This is a genomic window from Streptomyces sp. NPDC054047, from assembly GCF_055585065.1.
Genome location: NZ_JBVJKV010000001.1, coordinates 840,530 through 857,646 on the forward strand (window position 1 = coordinate 840,530; position 17,117 = coordinate 857,646).

Below are 17,117 nucleotides of genomic sequence, written 5' to 3' on the forward strand. Positions count from 1 at the left end.
GTTGAGGTCAAGCGCCTCCCGCGACGAATTCGGCGAGCGGCTGAAGCCGACGCCGCGGCCACCCCTTGCCCGGGCCTCGTCCACCCCTTGCCCGGACCTCGTCCGCCCCTCCCCCGGGACTCACCCCGGCCTCACCCACCCCTCCCGTTCCCTCGTCCGGCCCATGCCCCCACGTCGTACGGTGAAGCCCATGACAACTCCCGCGCCCCTCCAGCGCCTTGAGATCGACGGCCGGGCCGCCACCGCCGACCGACTGCTGTGGCCCGCTCTCGGCGGTGTCGGACACTTCACCGCGATGCAGGTCAGGGGCGGCGCGACCCGCGGGCTCGGGCTGCACCTGGCCCGGCTCGACGCGGCCACCCGTGAGCTCTTCGACCGGGAGCTCGACGGGGAGTACGTCCGCGGGCTCGTCCGGAACGTGCTCCGCGACGACATCGCCGACGCCTCCGTACGCGTCCACGTCCACGCGCCGGAGGGCGAGCCCTCCGTGACGGTCACCGTGCGGCCGCCCGGTGGGATGCCCGAGAGCGCGCAGGCCCTGCGGTCCGTCCCCTACCAGCGGCCTTTCCCGCACATCAAGCACCTGGGCGGCTTCGGACAGGCACGGCACGGAGAGCTCGCCCGGCGCGCGGGCTTCGACGACGCGCTGCTCACCGCGCCCGACGGGACGATCAGCGAGGGCGCCGTCACGAACATCGCCTTCTTCGACGGCTCGGAGGTCGTCTGGCCCGACGCGCCCTGCCTGACCGGCATCACGATGCGGCTGCTCGAACCGCGGCTGGCGGCCGCCGGGCTCCCCACGCGCCGGGCGCCGGTCACGCTCGCGGACCTCTCCTCGTACTCGGCCGTCTTCGTCACGAACGCGCGGGGCATCGCGCCGGTGCGGCGGATCGACGCCACGGAGTTCGCGGTCGACGAGAAGCTGATGGGGACGCTTGCGGGGCTCTACGCCGACGTTCCCTGGGACGCCGTCTGAGGCGGACGCGTCTGAGGCGGTGGCCGCCTGAGGTGGACTCAGGTCCGCGGAGGGGTTCCGGAGTCCGCCGAAGTGGGGTTCCGGAGTCCGCCGGAAGGGTCCCGGAGGGCTGCGGAGGGCTGCGGAGAGGTTGTGCAGGGGGGTCCGCGGGCCTGCGGTCGGGCCGTGGCGGTGCCCCCGGGTCACCCATTCACAGGCGCCGCGCACCCCCTTCGGATACTTCTCGGCGACACGCCGGGTGACCTGCTGGAATGTTCCCGTCGAAACGTCAGGAGCCGCTCCACCGCAGAGTTTCTGACGGACCTTCAGGAGGCGTGCGCCGCCGAGTGCCACTTACCTCGGTAGAGCGGGGTTCGACCGACGCAGCGGCACTTGGGGGTGCCGCGGGCCGTGCCCTCTGAAGGCCCCTCGGAGGAGCAAGCACGATGCGCAAAGCCCGCCTGCTGACCACTGCCGCGCTCGCCGTCGCATCGGCGGGCCTCGTGGCGCCACCGGCGGCCGCCGCGGCGCTCGCCGCCGGTGGCGGCCTGGAGGTCCACCCCTCCACGGTCGTGCCCGGCTCCACGGTCACCGTGCACACCTCCGCGTGCGGCGGCGGAGGGTCCGCGTCGGGCGACGCCAGCGCGGTGGGCGCGGGCACGTTCACGCTCGCGCCTGCCACGCACGAGGATCACGAGGAGAACGCGACCGGCCGGTTCAAGGTGCCGCCATCGGCTCAGCCGGGCACCTACGAGATCGTCGCGCAGTGCTCCGGTTCCGGCGCGGACGGCAAGCAGGTGGCGGGCGATCTCGTCGTGACGATCACCTCCACCGCCGCCGCCCGTGAACAGCAGGTGGCCCCGAAGGGGCACGTGAAGACGGGGGTCGGCGGCGCTCTTGGCCCCGATCCCGTGCAGACCGCGGCGGGTGTGGCAGCGCTTGCCGTCGCCGCCGCGGGCGGTACCTGGCTCCTGCATCGCCGGGCGAGAGGCGACAGGATCTGACGGACACCCTCCGCTGTCCACCGGTACCGCCAGCCCCCTCCCTCTCCGGGTCCGCCTGTCCCTCGTGGATTCGGAGAGGGAAGCGGGGACCGGCCTCCCCGAACCCTGAGGGGGACGAGTCGAGTGAAGCGCAGGAAGAACGTCGGCGGGACGAGCTCTGACAGCAGACCTCGCGGCTTCAAGACCCTCAACGCCGCGATGGGCGCGGTCACCGTCCTGGCCCTGTGCGCCGGGGCCTGGCTGCTGCACAACGGCACCGAGTCCCGTCCGCCGCCCCAGCCGTCGGCCGCGCAGGCCGCTTCGGCGCATCCCCGCTCCGGCCACGACCCGGCCGCCGCGGCGCTCCCGCCGTCCCCGCCCGACCGGATCCGCATCCCCTCGATCCGGGTCGACGCGCCCCTCATGGGGCTCGGCCTGACCCGGCAGGGCAGTCTCGACGTACCGCCTCCGAAGAAGACGAACCTCGCGGGCTGGTACGAGTCGGGGACGACGCCGGGCGAGACGGGCACCGCGATCGTGGCGGGGCACGTCGACAACGCCGATGGGCCGTCGGTCTTCTACGACCTGGGCGGCCTGACCAGGGGCCGCACCATCGAGGTCGAGCGCAGGGACGGCAGCGTGGCGGTGTTCACGGTCGACGCGAACGAGGTCTACGACGCGAAGGAGTTCCCGGACGACAAGGTGTACGGGGCGGCGGACCGGCCGGAGCTGCGGGTCATCACGTGCGGCGGCAGCTATTCGAGGAAGACGGGCTACCAGGGCAACGTGGTGGTGTTCGCGCACCTGACGAGCGTGCGGTGAAGCGGTCCTGCGAGCGCTGACGCCGTCCTGCGTACACTGACGCCGTTCTAGGCGAGCCACTGCTCGTACGCCATCTTGGCCACGAGCCCGAACACGGTGGTGAGCAGCACGATCCGGACGAACCCGCTGCCCTTCTTCAGCGCGGTGTGCGCGCCGAACATGCCGCCCGCGAGGTTGAAGACGGCCATCAGGGCGGCCAGTTGCCACAGGACCGCGCCCTGCCAGGCGAACATCGCCAGGGCGCCCGCGTTGGTGCAGCAGTTGACGATCTTGGCGGTGGCGGAGGCCGACACCAGGTCGAGGTGGAGCACGGCGGTCAGCGCGAGCACCAGGAAGGTGCCGGTGCCGGGCCCGATGAGGCCGTCGTAGAACCCGATGCCGAGGCCCGCGAGGCCGATGGCGGCGAGGATGCGCCGGGGTGAGGCGGGCCGGGCGGAGGGCGCGGTGCCGAAGGCGGGCCGGAAGATGACGAAGGCACCGACGCCGAGCAGCACCACCATGATCACGGGCTTGAGCACCTCGGTGCTCATGCCGGCGGCGAAGAAGGCGCCGCCCATGGACCCGGCGAGCGCGGCGAGCCCGATGCGGACGGCGGTGCGCACGTCGACGGGCGTTTTCCTGACGTACGTCACCGCGGCGCCGGTGGTGCCGACGATGGCCACGGCCTTGTTCGTCCCCAGGGCGTGCGCGGCCGGGGTCGAGCCGGGAAGCCCGAGCAGCAGGGCGGGCAGGAGGAGCAGGCCGCCGCCGCCCACCACCGCGTCGATCCAGCCGGCCGCGAGGGCGGCTGCGCACAGGACGACGACGGTGGTCAGAGATATGTCGGGCATGATCGCGACCCTATGGAGAGGTGATCACCGCGTCCATGGAATTCAGGGAGAGTTGAGGGAGAGTTGAGGGTCTTCGGAGGTTTCGGTTCCCGGGGGCTACGGCGCCGCCTGCGGTGCCGGGGCCCCCGCCGGGACGCGGTCGGGAGCGGGCGGTGACGCCGGTTCGACGGTGAGCGCGAGGACCGTGGCGACCAGCGCGCTCGCTCCGGCGAGGCCCGTCGCCAGCTTGCGGCGGGCCTGGAGGGTGGGCCCCTGGGCGGGGCCTACGGGTTTGCGGTGACGTCCCATGTCGGCCTGCGATCCCCTCTCGGAAGGTGAAGCACTCGGTCAGAAGGTGAAGCACTCGGTGTGGATGCGCTGCTCGGGCACCCCGGCGCGGACGAGCGCGGTGGTGGCGGAGGCGGTCATTCCGGGCGGCCCGCACAGATACACGTCGTGCTCGGCGAGGTCGGGGATCAGATTGCGCAGGGCCTGCGGGGAAATGGGGTCTTCCCTGCTCGACAGGTCTTCCCTGCTCGACAGGTCTTCCCTGCTCGGCCGAAGCCGAGAGCTTGCGGAAGGATCGATGGAGGCGTCGGACCGCCCGAGCAGATAGTGCAGCCCCGCTCCCCTGCCGCGGGCGATCTCCTCCAGCTCATCGCGCAGCACGAGCTGCTCGGCGCTGCCCGCCCGGTAGAGCAGGGTGATGTCGCCCGGCCCGCCCGGCAGCGTCTCGAACAGCGCCCGCATCGGGGTGATCCCCACCCCGCCCGCGAGCAGCAGCACCTTCCTGCGCGTACGCCGGTGGGCGGTCAGCGCCCCGAAGGGCCCCGTGGCGAGCACGCGCGTCCCCGGCTTCAGGCGCCGCATCCGCCGCGTGTGGTCGCCGACGGCCTTCACGGTGATCCGCAGGGTGTCGTCGCGCACGGGCGCGGAGAGCGAGAACGGCAGCGCGGTGCGCCAGAGCCTGCGCCGCAGGAAGCGCCAGCGGAAGAACTGGCCGGGTTCGGCCCGCAGTCCGTCGAGCCCGATGCCCTGCATCACGACGGACACGACACCGGGCCCTTCGTCGCGTACGTCGATGACGCGCAGGCTGTGCTTCAGCGCCTGGCGGACGGGTACGACGACGCGGTACCAGACGAGCAGGACCGCCACGGTGGCGTGCAGCATCGACCACACCCACACCGTCAGGACGCTGCCCGCCACGTCGGGCCCGGCGAGCTGGTGCACGAAGGCGAGCGCGGCGCCGAGGTAGGTCAGCAGGTGCACGGCCCGCCAGGTCTCGTGCGGGACGCGGCGGCGCATGGCGCGGGCGGAGGTGACGCCGACGGCCATGAGCAGGGACGTGCCGACGGCGGCGAGGGCGAGGCCCGGGTAGCCGAGCAGGGCGGCGGTGGCGCTGAGGAGGTCGGTGTCGGCGTGGGCGGCGTATCCGCACAGGGCGAGCAGGGCGTGGCCCAGGCAGAGGGTGAGTACGTAGCGACCGCCGAGGGCGTGCAGCCGCGCGAGCCGGTCGGCGCCGACGCCGTGCTCGACCGCGGGGACGCGGGCCATCAGGAAGAGCATGACGAGGACGCCGTACCCGGCGAGCAGTCCGGTGAGGTGGGCGCCGGTCGCGAAGAGCACGTCGAGCCGGGCCGAGGGTTCGGCCTGCACGGCCCAGAGCGCGGTGACGGCGAGGGCCGCGGCGAGGATTCCGTTGCGGAGGGCGGTGGGGGTGAGGCGGATCGGGGGGACGGGGGTGGCGGCGGTGGCGGGGCGTTGCCGTGGGGGTCGTGGGGGTCGCGGGGGCTCCGCGGGCATGGGCGGCGGGAGCTGCGGCCCCTCCGTCTGCCGCAGGTACGCGGACAGCGCGGGGTACGCGGCGAGACGGGAATCGGCTACCTCGGTGGTCACCGCCGCAGACTAGGCGCGGGGCGCGGGCAGAAGTGGCTGGTCAGGGGGTTATCGCTGATCCTTAAGGTGGACTTGAGGACCGGCTCAACGGGGGTTAAGCCGGGGCGCGGCGGGGCGGGAGAGGCCTGTTCGTCCAGGACCGGATGCGGGGTGAACGGGCGGGTGGGCGGGCGAGGCCCGTTCGGCGAGGACCGGATGCGGAGGGGCGGGAGAGGCCCGTTCGGCCGGGACCGGAGGCGGGGGCGACCCTCACAACCCGTTCCGGCGCCCGCTGAGGGCAGCGTTCCCGCCGGGAAACAGTCAGGATGCCGACGGGTAACACCGCCCCCGCACTCTGCCGTACATGACCTCTTCGACCCCGGGCCCCCAGAGCTCGCCCTCCCGCGTGGTGGTGATCGGCAGCGGCCTCGCCGGTGTCCGGCTCGCCCAGCGCCTCGGGGGCGACGGCGGCACCGGGGCCGTTCTCATCGGGGAGGAGCCGCACGCCCCGTACAACCGCGTGCTCCTCGCCGACGTCCTCGCGGGACGGCTCGGCCCGGACGTCATCGGCCTGCCGTCCGCCCCCGGCGAGTTCCTCCGCACCCGCGCCGTCCGCGTCGACCGCGCGGACCGCGTCGTGCACTGCGCGGACGGCAGCGTCGTCCCGTACGGCACCCTCGTCCTCGCGACCGGCTCGAACCCCGTCCTCCCGCCCCTGCGCGGCCTCTTCGAGCCCGGCGCCGTCGACCTGCCGCGCGGCGTGCACGCCTTCCGGACCATGGACGACTGCCTCGCCCTGTCCGAGGCCGTCGGCACAGGCACGGGCACGGGCACAGGAAAAGGCACCCGCGTCGTCGTCATCGGCGGCGGACTGCTCGGCGTGTCGGCCGCCCGCGCGCTCGCCGTCCGCGGCGCCCAGGTCGTCCTCACCCAGCAGGGCGACCGCCTCATGGAGCGCCAGCTCGACCCGGGCGCCAGTGACCTCGTACACCGGCATCTCACCGACCTCGGCGTCGAAGTGCACACCGAGTGCCGCGTGCGCGGCGTGCGGCAGGCCGACGGGGCGGTGCGCTCCGTGGAGCTCGCCGACGGGTACGTCCTGGGCACCGACCTCACCGTCCTCGCCTGCGGCGTCCGCCCCCGCACGGGCCTCGCGCAGGCCGCGGGACTCGACGTACGCCGCGGGATCGTCGTCGACGACCAGCTGCGCACCTCCGACCCGCACATCCGCGCCATCGGCGACTGCGCCGAGCACTCCGGCGAGGCCCGCTGCCTCGCCGCCCCGGCGCTCGAACAGGCCGACGCCCTCGCGGACTCCCTGATCTCACCGCACGACGCCCGCCCCTACGCAGGCACCCGCGCCCTCACCCGCCTCACCCTGCACAACGGACACCCCGGTTCCGCTCCCCTGGACCTGGCGGCCTTCGGCGACCCCGAGCACCGGCCCGACGACGACGTGGTCCAGCTCGCGGACGCCACCCGTGGCACGTACCGCAAGGTCGTCGTGCGCGGCGACCGGCTCGTCGGCGGCGTGCTGCTCGGCGAGCTCACCGCCGTCGGCACGCTCGCCCGCGCCTGGGAGGCCGACGACCCCCTGCCCGACGACGGCAGCCCCCTGCTCCACCTGCTCACCCTTCCCCAAACTCTCGACTCCGCTCGAGCAGGGGAGACCCCAATCGGAGGCCTCTGAGATGCCCACGGACACCCCCCGCCACGACAACACCATCGTCCTGGTCGGGCACGGCATGGTCGGCCAGCGTTTCCTCGAGGCCCTCGCCGCACGTGGCCTCACCGCCACGCACCGCGTGGTCGTCCTGTGCGAGGAGCCGCGGCCCGCCTACGACCGCGTACAGCTCACCTCGTACTTCTCGGGCCGCACGCCCGACGAACTCTCCCTCACCGACCCGGAGTTCATCCGGGAACACGGGATCGAGCTGTACGTCGGCGATCCGGCACGGACCGTGGACCGCGACGCGAAGACCGTCACCGCGCGCTCGGGGCAGACCTTCGCGTACGACACCCTCGTCCTGGCGACCGGCTCCTTCCCCTTCGTGCCGCCGGTGCCCGGCAAGGACACCACCGGCTGTTTCGTCTACCGCACCATCGAGGACCTGCTCGCCATCGAGGAGTACGCGAAGACCTACGCCAAGACCGGCGCCGTCGTCGGCGGCGGACTGCTCGGCCTGGAGGCGGCGGGCGCGCTGCGCGGGCTCGGACTGGCCACGCACGTGGTCGAGTTCGCGCCGCGGCTGATGCCGGTGCAGGTCGACGAGGGCGGTGGCGCCGCGCTCCTGCGCACCATCACCGGCATGGGCCTGACCGTCCACACGGGCGTGGGCACCCAGGAGATCGTCGCCACCGACGGCGCCGTCAGCGGGATGAAGCTGTCGGACGGCAGCGAACTGACCGCCGATCTGGTGGTGTTCTCCGCCGGTGTCCGGCCCCGCGACCAACTCGCCCGCGAGAGCGGCCTGTCGGTGGGCGAGCGCGGCGGCATCACCGTCGACGAGCAGTGCCGCACCAGCGACCCGGCCGTGTACGCGATCGGCGAGTGCGCCCTGGCATCGGACGGCCGGGTCTACGGACTCGTCGCGCCCGGATACGAGATGGCGGAGACCGTGGCCGCCTCCATCGCCACCGAGGAGTCGAGCTTCACCGGCGCCGACATGTCGACCAAGCTGAAGCTCCTCGGCGTGGACGTCGCCTCCTTCGGCGACGCGCACGGGGCGACCCCGGACTGCCTGGACGTCGTCTACTCGGACTCGCGCTCGGGCACGTACAAGAAGCTGGTCATCGGCGCGGGCGGCGAGCTGCTCGGCGGCGTCCTTGTCGGCGACGCGGAGTCCTACGGCGTGCTGCGGCCGATGACCGGCAGCGTGCCACCGGTCTCGCCGGAGCAGCTGGTGCTCCCCGCCGGCGCGGGCGGCCCGGTGGCGCTCGGCCCGTCCTCGCTGCCGGACTCCGCGGTCATCTGCTCCTGCCACAACGTCACCAAGGGCTCGATCCGCGGCGCCGTCACCGAGCACAGCTGCACGACCGTGCCCGAGGTCAAGAAGTGCACCAAGGCCGGTACGGGCTGCGGAAGTTGCGTGAAGGTGCTCGGCCAGCTGGTCAACGACGAGCTGGAGGCGTCGGGCGTCGAGGTCGACAAGGGCCTGTGCGGCTGCTTCGGCCAGACCCGCCAGGAGCTGTACGAGATCGTCCACACCCTGGGCATCACCTCCTACCGGCAGCTCCTGGACGCCCACGGCCGCGAGGCCGCCCGCGGCACCGAGGGCTGCGAGACCTGCAAGCCGACGGTCGGCTCGATCATCGCCTCGCTGGCCCCGACGATCGGCGCCGACGGCTATGTGCTCGAAGGCGAGCAGGCATCGCTCCAGGACACCAACGACCACTTCCTCGCCAACCTCCAGAAGAACGGCTCCTATTCGATCGTGCCGCGCATCCCCGGCGGCGAGATCACCCCGGAGAAGCTGATCGTGATCGGCGAGGTGGCAAGGGACTTCGGGCTCTACACGAAGATCACCGGCGGCCAGCGCATCGACATGTTCGGCGCGCGCGTCGAGCAACTGCCGCTGATCTGGACGCGGTTGGTGGACGCGGGCTTCGAGTCGGGGCACGCGTACGGCAAGTCGCTGCGGACGGTGAAGTCGTGCGTCGGGCAGACCTGGTGCCGTTACGGCGTGCAGGACTCGGTCCGGATGGCGATCGACCTGGAGCTGCGCTACCGCGGCCTGCGCTCCCCGCACAAGCTGAAGTCGGCCGTCTCCGGGTGCGCCCGCGAGTGCGCGGAGGCCCAGTCCAAGGACTTCGGCGTGATCGCCACGTCGAGCGGCTGGAACCTGTACGTGGGCGGCAACGGCGGCGCGACCCCGCGCCACGCGGACCTGCTCGCGCAGGACCTGTCCGACGCCGAACTGGTGCGTCTCATCGACCGGTTCCTGATGTTCTACATCCGCACGGCGGACCGCCTGGAGCGCACGTCGACCTGGCTGGAGCGGATCGAGGGCGGCCTTGACCACGTACGCGACGTGGTCGTGCACGACTCGCTGGGCCTCTGCGCCGAGCTGGAGGCCCTGATGGCCGACCACGTCGCGAACTACCGCGACGAGTGGTCCGAGACCATCAACGACCCCGAGCGCCTGGCCCGGTTCGTGTCCTTCGTGAACGCGCCGGACGTCCCTGACCCGACCGTGAGCTTCGTCCCCGAGCGGGACCAGATCAAGCCGGACCTGCCCCTCCTCACCATCGGCTCCCGCCCCCGCGACCTGGAAGGTGCTGCATCCCGATGAGCGTTCAACTCCACCTGGACGACGACTGGTTCGAGGTCTGCGACCGCGCGGTGCTCCAGCCGGGCCGCGGCATCGCCGCCCTGCTCCCGGACGGCCGCCAGGCCGCACTCTTCATCGACCGCGCGGGCCGTGCGTACGCGATCGACAACCGCGACCCGTTCACCGGCGCGGCGGTGCTCTCGCGCGGCCTGCTCGGCGCGGCGGCCGGCCGGCCGTTCGTCGCGTCGCCGCTCCTGAAGCAGCGGTTCGACCTGGAGACGGGGCAGTGCCTGGACGACGATTCGGTGACGGTGGAGACGCATACGGTCCGCCTCGCCTGATCCAGCACCGTCCGCCGGGGCCGATCACGCGGCTACTTGACCGGCCGTTCCAGTATTGCTTAATCTCTCCTCGTGGCCAGGACCAAGGAATTCGATCCGGACGCCGCGCTCCAGTCGGCCCTAGAGCTGTTCTGGCGGCGCGGCTACGAGGCGACGTCGATGGCGGACCTCGTCGAGGCGCTCGGCATCGGCCGCGCCAGCATCTACGCGACGTTCGGCAACAAGCACGAGCTGTACCTGAAGGCGCTGGAGCGGTACGCGACGCTCCAGAACCCGCGCCTGCTCGCCGAGCTCTCGCAGCCGGGCCCCGCCCTGCCCGCCGTCCGCGCGGTGGTGCGCCGCTTCGGGAGCGAGGCCGCCTCCGAGGAGGGCCGTCTGAACGGCTGTTTCATCACGAACACGGCAGCCGAACTCGGCCCGCACGACGAACCGGCCGCCCGCTGCGTCGAGCGCAGCTGGGAGCACATGGAGACGCTCCTGCACTCCGCACTCGTCCGCGCCCAGGCGCAGGGCGAGCTGCCGCAGGACCGCGACCCCCTGGCGCTCGCGCGCATGCTGCTGACCCTGATGCAGGGCCTTCGCATCGTCGGCAAGGCGTCGAAGGACCCGGCGCGGGTGCGGGACGCGACGGAGCAGGCACTGAGCCTGCTCGACTGAACCGACCCCCCTCACCCCCCTGGCTTCCTTGGCTTCCTTGGCTCCCCGGCCTCACCGGCTTCTTTTTCATGCCCTGATACTGAACCGATCGTTCAAGAAAAGAATCGAGTCTCTCTCATGACTTCAGCAGCGCGTACCCGTTTCACCGGCCGCACGGCCCTCGTCACCGGCGGCGGCTCCGGCCTCGGCCGTGCCATGGCGCTCGCCTTCGCCGCCGAGGGCGCCAACGTCGTCGTCGCCGGGCGCACCGAAGGTCCGCTCAAGGAGACCGTGGGGCTCATCGAGGACGCCGGAGGCACGGCACTGGCCGTCACCGCCGACGTCTCGCGCTCCGCGGATCTCGCGGCGCTCGTCGACGCCACGGTCGAGCGGTTCGGTTCCCTGGACGTGGCCGTCAACAACGCGGGCGTCCTGCGCGCCGGGCAGCCGGTGGCGGAGCTGCCCGAGGAGGACTGGCGGACGATGCTCGACATCAACGTCACCGGCGTACTGCTCGCCCTGCAGGCCGAGGTGAAGCAGATGCGTACGCAGCCGAACGGCGGGACCGTCGTCAACATCTCCTCCACCCTCGGCGCCCACATCCGCGTCCCGGGGACCACCGCGTACGCCGCCACCAAGGCGGCGGTCTCCGCGCTGACCAAGGGCGCGGCGGCCGAGCACATCCGGGACGGGGTGCGCATCAACGCCGTGAGCCCCGGCTCTTCGGACACGAGCATGTCGCTCCAGGGCGGCGAGAGCGAGGCCGAGCGCACGGAGCGCATGAAGACCGCGACACCGCTCGGCCGCGTCTCGTCGACGGAAGAGGTCGCCGCCGCCGTGCTCTACCTCGCCTCGGACGAATCGGCGTCGGTGGTCGGCGCGGATCTCGTGATCGACGGGGGTGCGGCTGCCTGACTCCCTGCCCTGGGCTCGCACCACTTACTCTTGAGTAAGAACCAGCGTGAGTAAGAACCAGCGTGCGCCCAAGCAGAGGGAGCTGTGTCATGACGGGCTGGAACGCGAGCGACATCCCCGATCAGAGCGGCCGCACGGCCGTGGTCACCGGCGCCAACAGCGGCATCGGCTATGTCACCGCACGCGAACTCGCCCGCCGTGGCGCGCGCGTCACCCTCGCCTGCCGGAGCGAGGAGCGGGGGACGCGGGCGCTGGAGCGACTGCGTTCCGAAGTTCCCTCGGCGCAGGCGGAGTTCAGGCGGCTCGACCTGGGGGACCTCGGCTCGGTGCGGGAGTTCACAGCTTCGTACGACCGTGACGGCGGGGGCAGTGGGGACAGCGAGGGGAGCGGGGGCGGCGGCGGGGGCGGCGGCCTCGATCTCCTCGTCAACAACGCGGGCGTGATGGCGCTGCCCTACATGCAGACGGCGGATGGCTTCGAGACGCAGTTCGGGGTCAACCACCTGGGCCACTTCGCGCTCACGGGTCTGCTGCTGCCCCGGCTCCTGCGGACGCCGGGGGCCCGGATCGTGTCGGTGTCCAGCGCGTTCCACGCACTGGGGAACATCGACCTGCGCGACCTCAACAGCGAGCGCAACTACCGGCGTTGGATCGCGTACGGCCGCTCCAAGTCGGCGAACCTCCTGTTCGTCCACGAACTGGCACGACGCCTCGCGGCGAGCGGCTCCGACGTGGTGGCGGCCGCGGCGCACCCCGGCTACGCGGAGACGAACCTCCAGGCCGCCGCCCCCAAGATGGAGGGCCGCAGGCTCGCCGAGCGAGTGATGTGGCTGGGCAACCGCGCCCTGGCCCAGTCGGCGACCGCGGGCGCACTGCCGACGCTGTACGCGGCGACGGCACGGGGAGTCCGCCCGGACTCGTTCACCGGTCCTCGGGTGCTGGGGTGGCAGGGGGCGCCGGGGAAGTCGTGGCGGGCGAAGTGGACGCTCGACGATGCTGCGGCGGAACGGCTCTGGGAGGCTTCGGAGGGTCTTACCGGGGTGCGGTACCCGGCGGGCTAGACACAGCCCGTCCGGCGATTGAGGACGAACTCGGCCGAGCCGGTGATCGGCGGTCACCAAGGCCCCTGCGCCGAGCGGGATTTCGGGGAGGGCGGGGAGGGGGAAATGCCCCGCGGGGTTGGGGAGTGCCCCGCAGCGACCCCGCCCTTACCGCAGGCCAGACGCCTCGAAGACCCCCCTCGCCGCATCGCCGTCAAGCCGGGCGGACAGCCGCCCAAGCACCTCGGACCCCGTCCGCAGCAGCCCGCAGGCAACCGCGTCCCGCGCCCCCGCGTCCAGCCGGTGCAGCAGCAGCGGATTCTCCGCGAGCACCTGAGGATCCACCTCCACCCGATTCCCGAGCGAGTCACACAGCACGAGGCGCGCCGCGATCCCCTCGCTGTGCCGCACCGCGGTCAACAGCCCCGTACAGACGTGCCGGCGGCGCAGCAGCCCCCGCACCGCCAGCCACCCCGGCCCCGCCGTCACCCGCACCGGATGCAGGACCAGGTACAGCAGCCCCGAAAGCCCCGCCCACAACCCGCCCCGCGGCGCGTCCAACGTGCCGTTCGCCCAGTCGACGAGGTCGATGAGGACGAAGAGCGCGGCAGCGCAGCACGCGGCGGCCCGCACATCGGCTCCCCAGCGCCGGTCGGACACGGCACCGTCCCCGACGCCACCCCTCGCATGTGTCATGTGCGGCACCGTAGGACGGACCGCGCGCCACGTCAGCGGTGTTGACGGCCCGCATACTCCTCCCCCGCCCTCCTTGACGCACCGCTGACGCCCGACGACGCCGGATGGCACCTGATGGCGGCCGCTGATGCCTGATGGCACCCCGCGTCAAAGAGGCGTGAAGATCCCCGCCGTACGCGCCAAAGAGCCGCCAAAGCCGCCCGCGGCCCGTCCACGGCCCCCTCACGCTGGGCATCGCTCAAGCGATCGAACCCGCCTGGAGGGCCCCGCCCATGACCGACACCGTCTCCGAGACCCCGAACATCGAGACCCCGGGCACCAGGACCCCAGGCACCGAGAAGACGGCCGACCCCACCGACCGCCACCGCCTCACCGCCGTCCAAGGCCTCGCCGCGCTCTCCCTGGACGCGATGGCCTCCGTCGCCTACGGCCCCGAGGCCATCGTCCTGGTCCTCGCGGCAGCAGGCGGCCACGGCCTCGGCTTCACCCTGCCCGTGACGCTGGGCATCGCCGCCCTGCTCGCCGTGCTCGTCGCCTCCTACCGGCAGGTCATCGCCGCCTTCCCCGACGGCGGCGGCAGTTACGCCGCCGCCAAGACCCACCTGGGCCGCCGCGCGGGCCTGGTCGCCGCGGCCTCACTGGTCCTGGACTACGTACTGAACGTCGCCGTCGCCGTCACCGCGGGCGTCGCGGCGCTCACCTCCGCCTTCCCGGAGCTGTACGGCGACCGGGTGGCGATCTGCCTGGCCGTCCTCGTCCTCGTCACGGCGGTCAATCTGCGCGGCATCGTCGACTCGGCGCGCGTCTTCATCGCCCCCACGGCGATATTCGTGACCGCGATCCTGACCATGATCACGATCGGTCTGTTCCGTGCGGGCCCAGTCAGCACGGCCGCCGCCGAGGGGCACGCGTCCGCCCTCGCCGACAACGCCACGACCGTCGGCGCGCTGCTCCTCCTGAAGGCGTTCGCGTCGGGCTGTTCCGCCCTCACCGGCGTCGAGGCCATCGCCAACGCCGTACCGTCCTTCCGTACCCCGCGCGTCAAGCGCGCCCAGCACGCGGAGGTCGCGCTCGGCGCGCTGCTCGGGGTGATGCTCATCGGCCTGTCCGCGCTGATCTCCCGCTTCGGGCTCCAGCCGGTGGAGGGCGTCACGGTCCTCGCGCAGCTCGCGGACGCCTCGCTCGGCCACAACTGGGCCTTCTACGTCGTGCAGTTCGCGACGATGATCCTGCTCGCCCTCTCCGCCAACACGTCCTTCGGCGGCCTGCCGGTCCTGATGAGCCTGCTCGCCCGGGACAACTACCTCCCGCACGTCTTCGCCCTGAAGGCCGACCGCCAGGTCCACCGGCACGGCGTCCTCGCCCTCGCCGCCGTGTCGGCCGCGCTGCTCGTCTTCTCGGGCGGCGACACCAACACGCTCGTACCGCTCTTCGCGATCGGCGTCTTCGTCGGCTTCACGCTCTGCCAGACCGGGATGGTTCTCCACTGGCGCACGGCGGGCAAACCCGCGAAGGCCCTGCTCAACGGCTTCGGCGCGGTCCTCACCGGCATCTCGGCGGTGGTCGTCACGGCGACCAAGTTCACCGAGGGCGCCTGGCTGATCGTGCTCGCGCTGCCCGCGATCGTGCTCTGCTTCGAGGCCGTGCACCGCGCCTACCGCCGGATCGGCGACGACCTGGGCCTCGGCCGCGTCCCGGAGCCCCCGCACCGCGACCACTCCCTGGTCATCGTCCCCGTGTCCCACCTGTCCCGCCTCACCTGCGAGGCCCTGAACGCCGCGGTGTCGCTCGGCGACGAGGTGCGCGCGGTCACGGTCACCCACCCCGACCCCGAGGACCGGCGCGCGTCGGAGGCGCTGCGCCGCGACTGGGAGCTGTGGAACCCGGGCGTCGACCTGGTGGAGCTGCCCTCGCGGACGCGGACGGTCGGGCGGCCGGTGTCGGCGTACGTACGGAAGATCTACACGTACCACCCCACCACCCGCGTCACCGTCCTGATCCCCGAGGTCGAACCGGCCCACGTCTGGCAGCGCCTGCTCCAGAACCAGCGCGGCTCGGTCCTCGCGCACGCCGTCCGCAGGGACACCGACGCGGTCATCTGCCGCCTGCGGTTCCGCCTTGCGGCGGGGCGGCGCCGGTCCTAGCGTCGGCGCCATGAGCGGGAGCGGCGGAAGCACGGGCAAGAGGATCACCGAGAAGCTGTCGGACGAGACGCTGCGCGAGGCGACCGGCAAGGACTGGCCGCAGTGGTTCGCGGTGCTCGACGCCTGGGGTGCCGCGTCCCGCGGCCACACCGCGATCGCCCGCCACGTCCGCGAGGACCACGCCGTCGACGGCTGGTACGCCCAGTCCGTGGCCGTCGGCTACGAACAGGAGCGCGGGCTGCGGGAGGTCGGCCAGAGCAGCACGGGCGCGTGGCGGACCAGCGGCAGCAAGACCATCGACGCCACGGCGGCGCGGGTCGTCGAGGCCTTCGCGGACGACGGCGTACGCGCCCGCTGGCTCCCCGGCGTGGAGTTCACCCTCCGCACGCACCGCCCCGCCAAGTCGGTGACCGCCGACTTCAAGGACGCCGAAGGCACCACCACCCGCGTCTCCGTGACGCTCACGGCCAAGGGCCCGGAGAAGACGGTGGTGGGCGTCGGCCACGAGAAGCTGCGGGACGCGGCGGAGGTGGCGGCGTACAAGGTGTTCTGGCGGGAGCGCCTGGCCGAGCTCAAGTCCCTCCTGGAAGACTGACCGAGCTCAGCCCCACGCCGCCGGCCGGTACGGCGCGTACCCGTATGCCGTCCGCCGCTCCGTCCCAAGTAGCCCCGCGGGAAGGGGATGAAGCGATGCCCTTGCGTTCCGATGTGGCCGAGTTGCTGGCGGAGACCGGCATCCTCGACGTGGACGTCGACGAAGCCGTCGCGGACGACCACGTCCGGACGGCCGCGTACCTGCGCGTCGTCTCGGTGACCGCTTCCTCGCGAAGCCGCGACCGAGACCGCGCGATCGTGGCCACGATCCTGCGCGACCCCGACGAAATGGGGGCCAAGACGGCGGTGGTCGCCCTCGTGGACGAGATCGCGACGCAGGCGACCGGCCCCACCGAGTTTGGGGAGTGGTCGGCCGAACTGCTGCCGGAGATCGACCAGTTCACGACGGAGGCCTACCGCGATTTCATCCGCCGGCGCATCCACGACTGGCTGTTCCACCTGTCCGTCGAGGACGGTCACGTGCCGACACCGGCCGAGCTGGCGGAGGTCACGGACTGGATGCAGCGCCACCTCGCCGAGTGGTCGACGTCGCCGGCGGTACTGGCCCTGGTCGCCGAGTCGGCCAACACCAGGAAGACACGGAACATCGCGAAGAACCGAGCCGGAAGCCGCGGCCTGAGAACGAAATGAGTCGCCTGGGCGGCGAGTGGCCAGTGGGTCAGCCGGTCAGCCGGTCAGCGGCCGGCTACTTGAACTGGTTTGTACGCCCGGTGAGCGGGGTGTTCGCCTCGTCCGGACGGTCCACTCCGGATTCCACGAGCCCAGGGGGCGAGACCGGCTGCAGCGGCCGGGGCTTGCGATCGGCCTGCGTGATGCTGGTGTCCGCCTGGGAGACGAGCTGCGTGGCGCTGACGCCTGCGGTCGCGCCTCCGAGCGCGAAAGCCGCCATGGCCGCTGCTGCCGCGGCCCTGCGTGCGATGACCATGATGCGTCCTGGTGTGAGTCAGGAGCGGGGTCCGCGGTGCTCTGCCGTGGTGCCCGTGTCTGCTCCCGGCATCTCCACCCTATGTCCGGC

The 17,117-nt window shown here is 72.5% G+C and carries 17 protein-coding genes; 12 read left to right on the plus strand and 5 right to left on the minus strand.

What is annotated here, in order from left to right; genetic code table 11:
* Positions 1–190 precede the first annotated feature (190 nt).
* The 3 genes from ACZ6ZP_RS03860 (at position 191) to ACZ6ZP_RS03870 (ending at position 2,760) form a co-directional block, all read left to right on the plus strand.
* Complete coding sequence (locus ACZ6ZP_RS03860) at positions 191–976, plus strand: aminotransferase class IV family protein (protein WP_351160211.1); 786 nt, start codon at positions 191–193, stop codon at positions 974–976.
* Between the two features lie 425 nt (positions 977–1,401).
* Positions 1,402–1,959, plus strand: coding sequence for a hypothetical protein (locus ACZ6ZP_RS03865; protein ID WP_351160214.1), 558 nt, complete (start codon positions 1,402–1,404; stop codon positions 1,957–1,959).
* 198 nt (positions 1,960–2,157) lie between these two features.
* Complete coding sequence (locus ACZ6ZP_RS03870) at positions 2,158–2,760, plus strand: class F sortase (protein ID WP_351160714.1); 603 nt, start codon at positions 2,158–2,160, stop codon at positions 2,758–2,760.
* A gap of 47 nt (positions 2,761–2,807) precedes the next feature.
* On the opposite strand, the gene ACZ6ZP_RS03875 is transcribed toward ACZ6ZP_RS03870, so the two are convergent.
* The 3 genes from ACZ6ZP_RS03875 to ACZ6ZP_RS03885 all read right to left on the minus strand — a co-directional run bounded on the left by ACZ6ZP_RS03875 (position 2,808) and on the right by ACZ6ZP_RS03885 (position 5,372).
* Positions 2,808–3,590, minus strand: coding sequence for a sulfite exporter TauE/SafE family protein (locus ACZ6ZP_RS03875; protein WP_351160217.1), 783 nt, complete (start codon positions 3,588–3,590; stop codon positions 2,808–2,810).
* A 96-nt stretch (positions 3,591–3,686) separates the two neighbouring features.
* Complete coding sequence (locus ACZ6ZP_RS03880; protein ID WP_351160220.1) at positions 3,687–3,878, minus strand: hypothetical protein; 192 nt, start codon at positions 3,876–3,878, stop codon at positions 3,687–3,689.
* 39 nt (positions 3,879–3,917) lie between these two features.
* Complete coding sequence (locus ACZ6ZP_RS03885) at positions 3,918–5,372, minus strand: ferredoxin reductase family protein (protein WP_469405793.1); 1,455 nt, start codon at positions 5,370–5,372, stop codon at positions 3,918–3,920.
* Between the two features lie 436 nt (positions 5,373–5,808).
* On the opposite strand from ACZ6ZP_RS03885, the gene ACZ6ZP_RS03890 reads away from it, so the two are divergent.
* From ACZ6ZP_RS03890 to ACZ6ZP_RS03915, 6 genes are all read left to right on the plus strand, one after another.
* Complete coding sequence (locus ACZ6ZP_RS03890; protein ID WP_468613694.1) at positions 5,809–7,134, plus strand: NAD(P)/FAD-dependent oxidoreductase; 1,326 nt, start codon at positions 5,809–5,811, stop codon at positions 7,132–7,134.
* Between the two features lies 1 nt (position 7,135).
* On the plus strand, positions 7,136–9,736 hold the full coding sequence (gene nirB / locus ACZ6ZP_RS03895) for a nitrite reductase large subunit NirB (protein ID WP_469405434.1): 2,601 nt from the start codon (positions 7,136–7,138) through the stop codon (positions 9,734–9,736).
* Positions 9,733–10,056, plus strand: a complete 324-nt coding sequence (gene nirD / locus ACZ6ZP_RS03900; RefSeq protein WP_383818768.1) for a nitrite reductase small subunit NirD — start codon at positions 9,733–9,735, stop codon at positions 10,054–10,056. Before nirB ends, nirD begins: the two co-directional genes overlap by 4 nt.
* A 72-nt stretch (positions 10,057–10,128) precedes the next feature.
* Positions 10,129–10,713, plus strand: coding sequence for a TetR/AcrR family transcriptional regulator (locus tag ACZ6ZP_RS03905; protein ID WP_351160231.1), 585 nt, complete (start codon positions 10,129–10,131; stop codon positions 10,711–10,713).
* 117 nt (positions 10,714–10,830) lie between these two features.
* Positions 10,831–11,607 carry an SDR family NAD(P)-dependent oxidoreductase gene (locus ACZ6ZP_RS03910; protein ID WP_351160234.1) on the plus strand — a complete coding sequence of 259 codons (777 nt, stop codon included), beginning with the start codon at positions 10,831–10,833 and terminating at the stop codon, positions 11,605–11,607.
* Positions 11,608–11,696: 89 nt separating this feature from the next.
* Positions 11,697–12,668, plus strand: coding sequence for an SDR family NAD(P)-dependent oxidoreductase (locus ACZ6ZP_RS03915; protein WP_469405437.1), 972 nt, complete (start codon positions 11,697–11,699; stop codon positions 12,666–12,668).
* A 147-nt stretch (positions 12,669–12,815) separates the two neighbouring features.
* On the opposite strand, the gene ACZ6ZP_RS03920 is transcribed toward ACZ6ZP_RS03915, so the two are convergent.
* Entirely contained in the window at positions 12,816–13,343 is a 528-nt protein-coding gene (locus tag ACZ6ZP_RS03920; RefSeq protein ID WP_469405438.1) for a hypothetical protein, read from the minus strand.
* A 272-nt stretch (positions 13,344–13,615) separates the two neighbouring features.
* Here ACZ6ZP_RS03920 and ACZ6ZP_RS03925 point away from each other — a divergent pair, with 272 nt between their 5' ends.
* From ACZ6ZP_RS03925 to ACZ6ZP_RS03935, 3 genes are all read left to right on the plus strand, one after another.
* Positions 13,616–15,487: an APC family permease gene (locus ACZ6ZP_RS03925; RefSeq protein WP_469405439.1), complete on the plus strand. Its 1,872-nt coding sequence runs from the start codon at positions 13,616–13,618 to the stop codon at positions 15,485–15,487.
* Positions 15,488–15,497: 10 nt separating this feature from the next.
* A complete protein-coding gene (locus ACZ6ZP_RS03930; protein WP_468613692.1) occupies positions 15,498–16,082 on the plus strand; it encodes an SRPBCC family protein in 585 nt (194 codons plus the stop codon).
* Between the two features lie 95 nt (positions 16,083–16,177).
* On the plus strand, positions 16,178–16,732 hold the full coding sequence (locus tag ACZ6ZP_RS03935) for a hypothetical protein (protein ID WP_468613691.1): 555 nt from the start codon (positions 16,178–16,180) through the stop codon (positions 16,730–16,732).
* 55 nt (positions 16,733–16,787) lie between these two features.
* Here the strand turns inward: ACZ6ZP_RS03935 and ACZ6ZP_RS03940 are convergent, their stop codons facing one another.
* A complete protein-coding gene (locus ACZ6ZP_RS03940) occupies positions 16,788–17,027 on the minus strand; it encodes a hypothetical protein (protein ID WP_351160248.1) in 240 nt (79 codons plus the stop codon).
* Positions 17,028–17,117 lie beyond the last annotated feature (90 nt).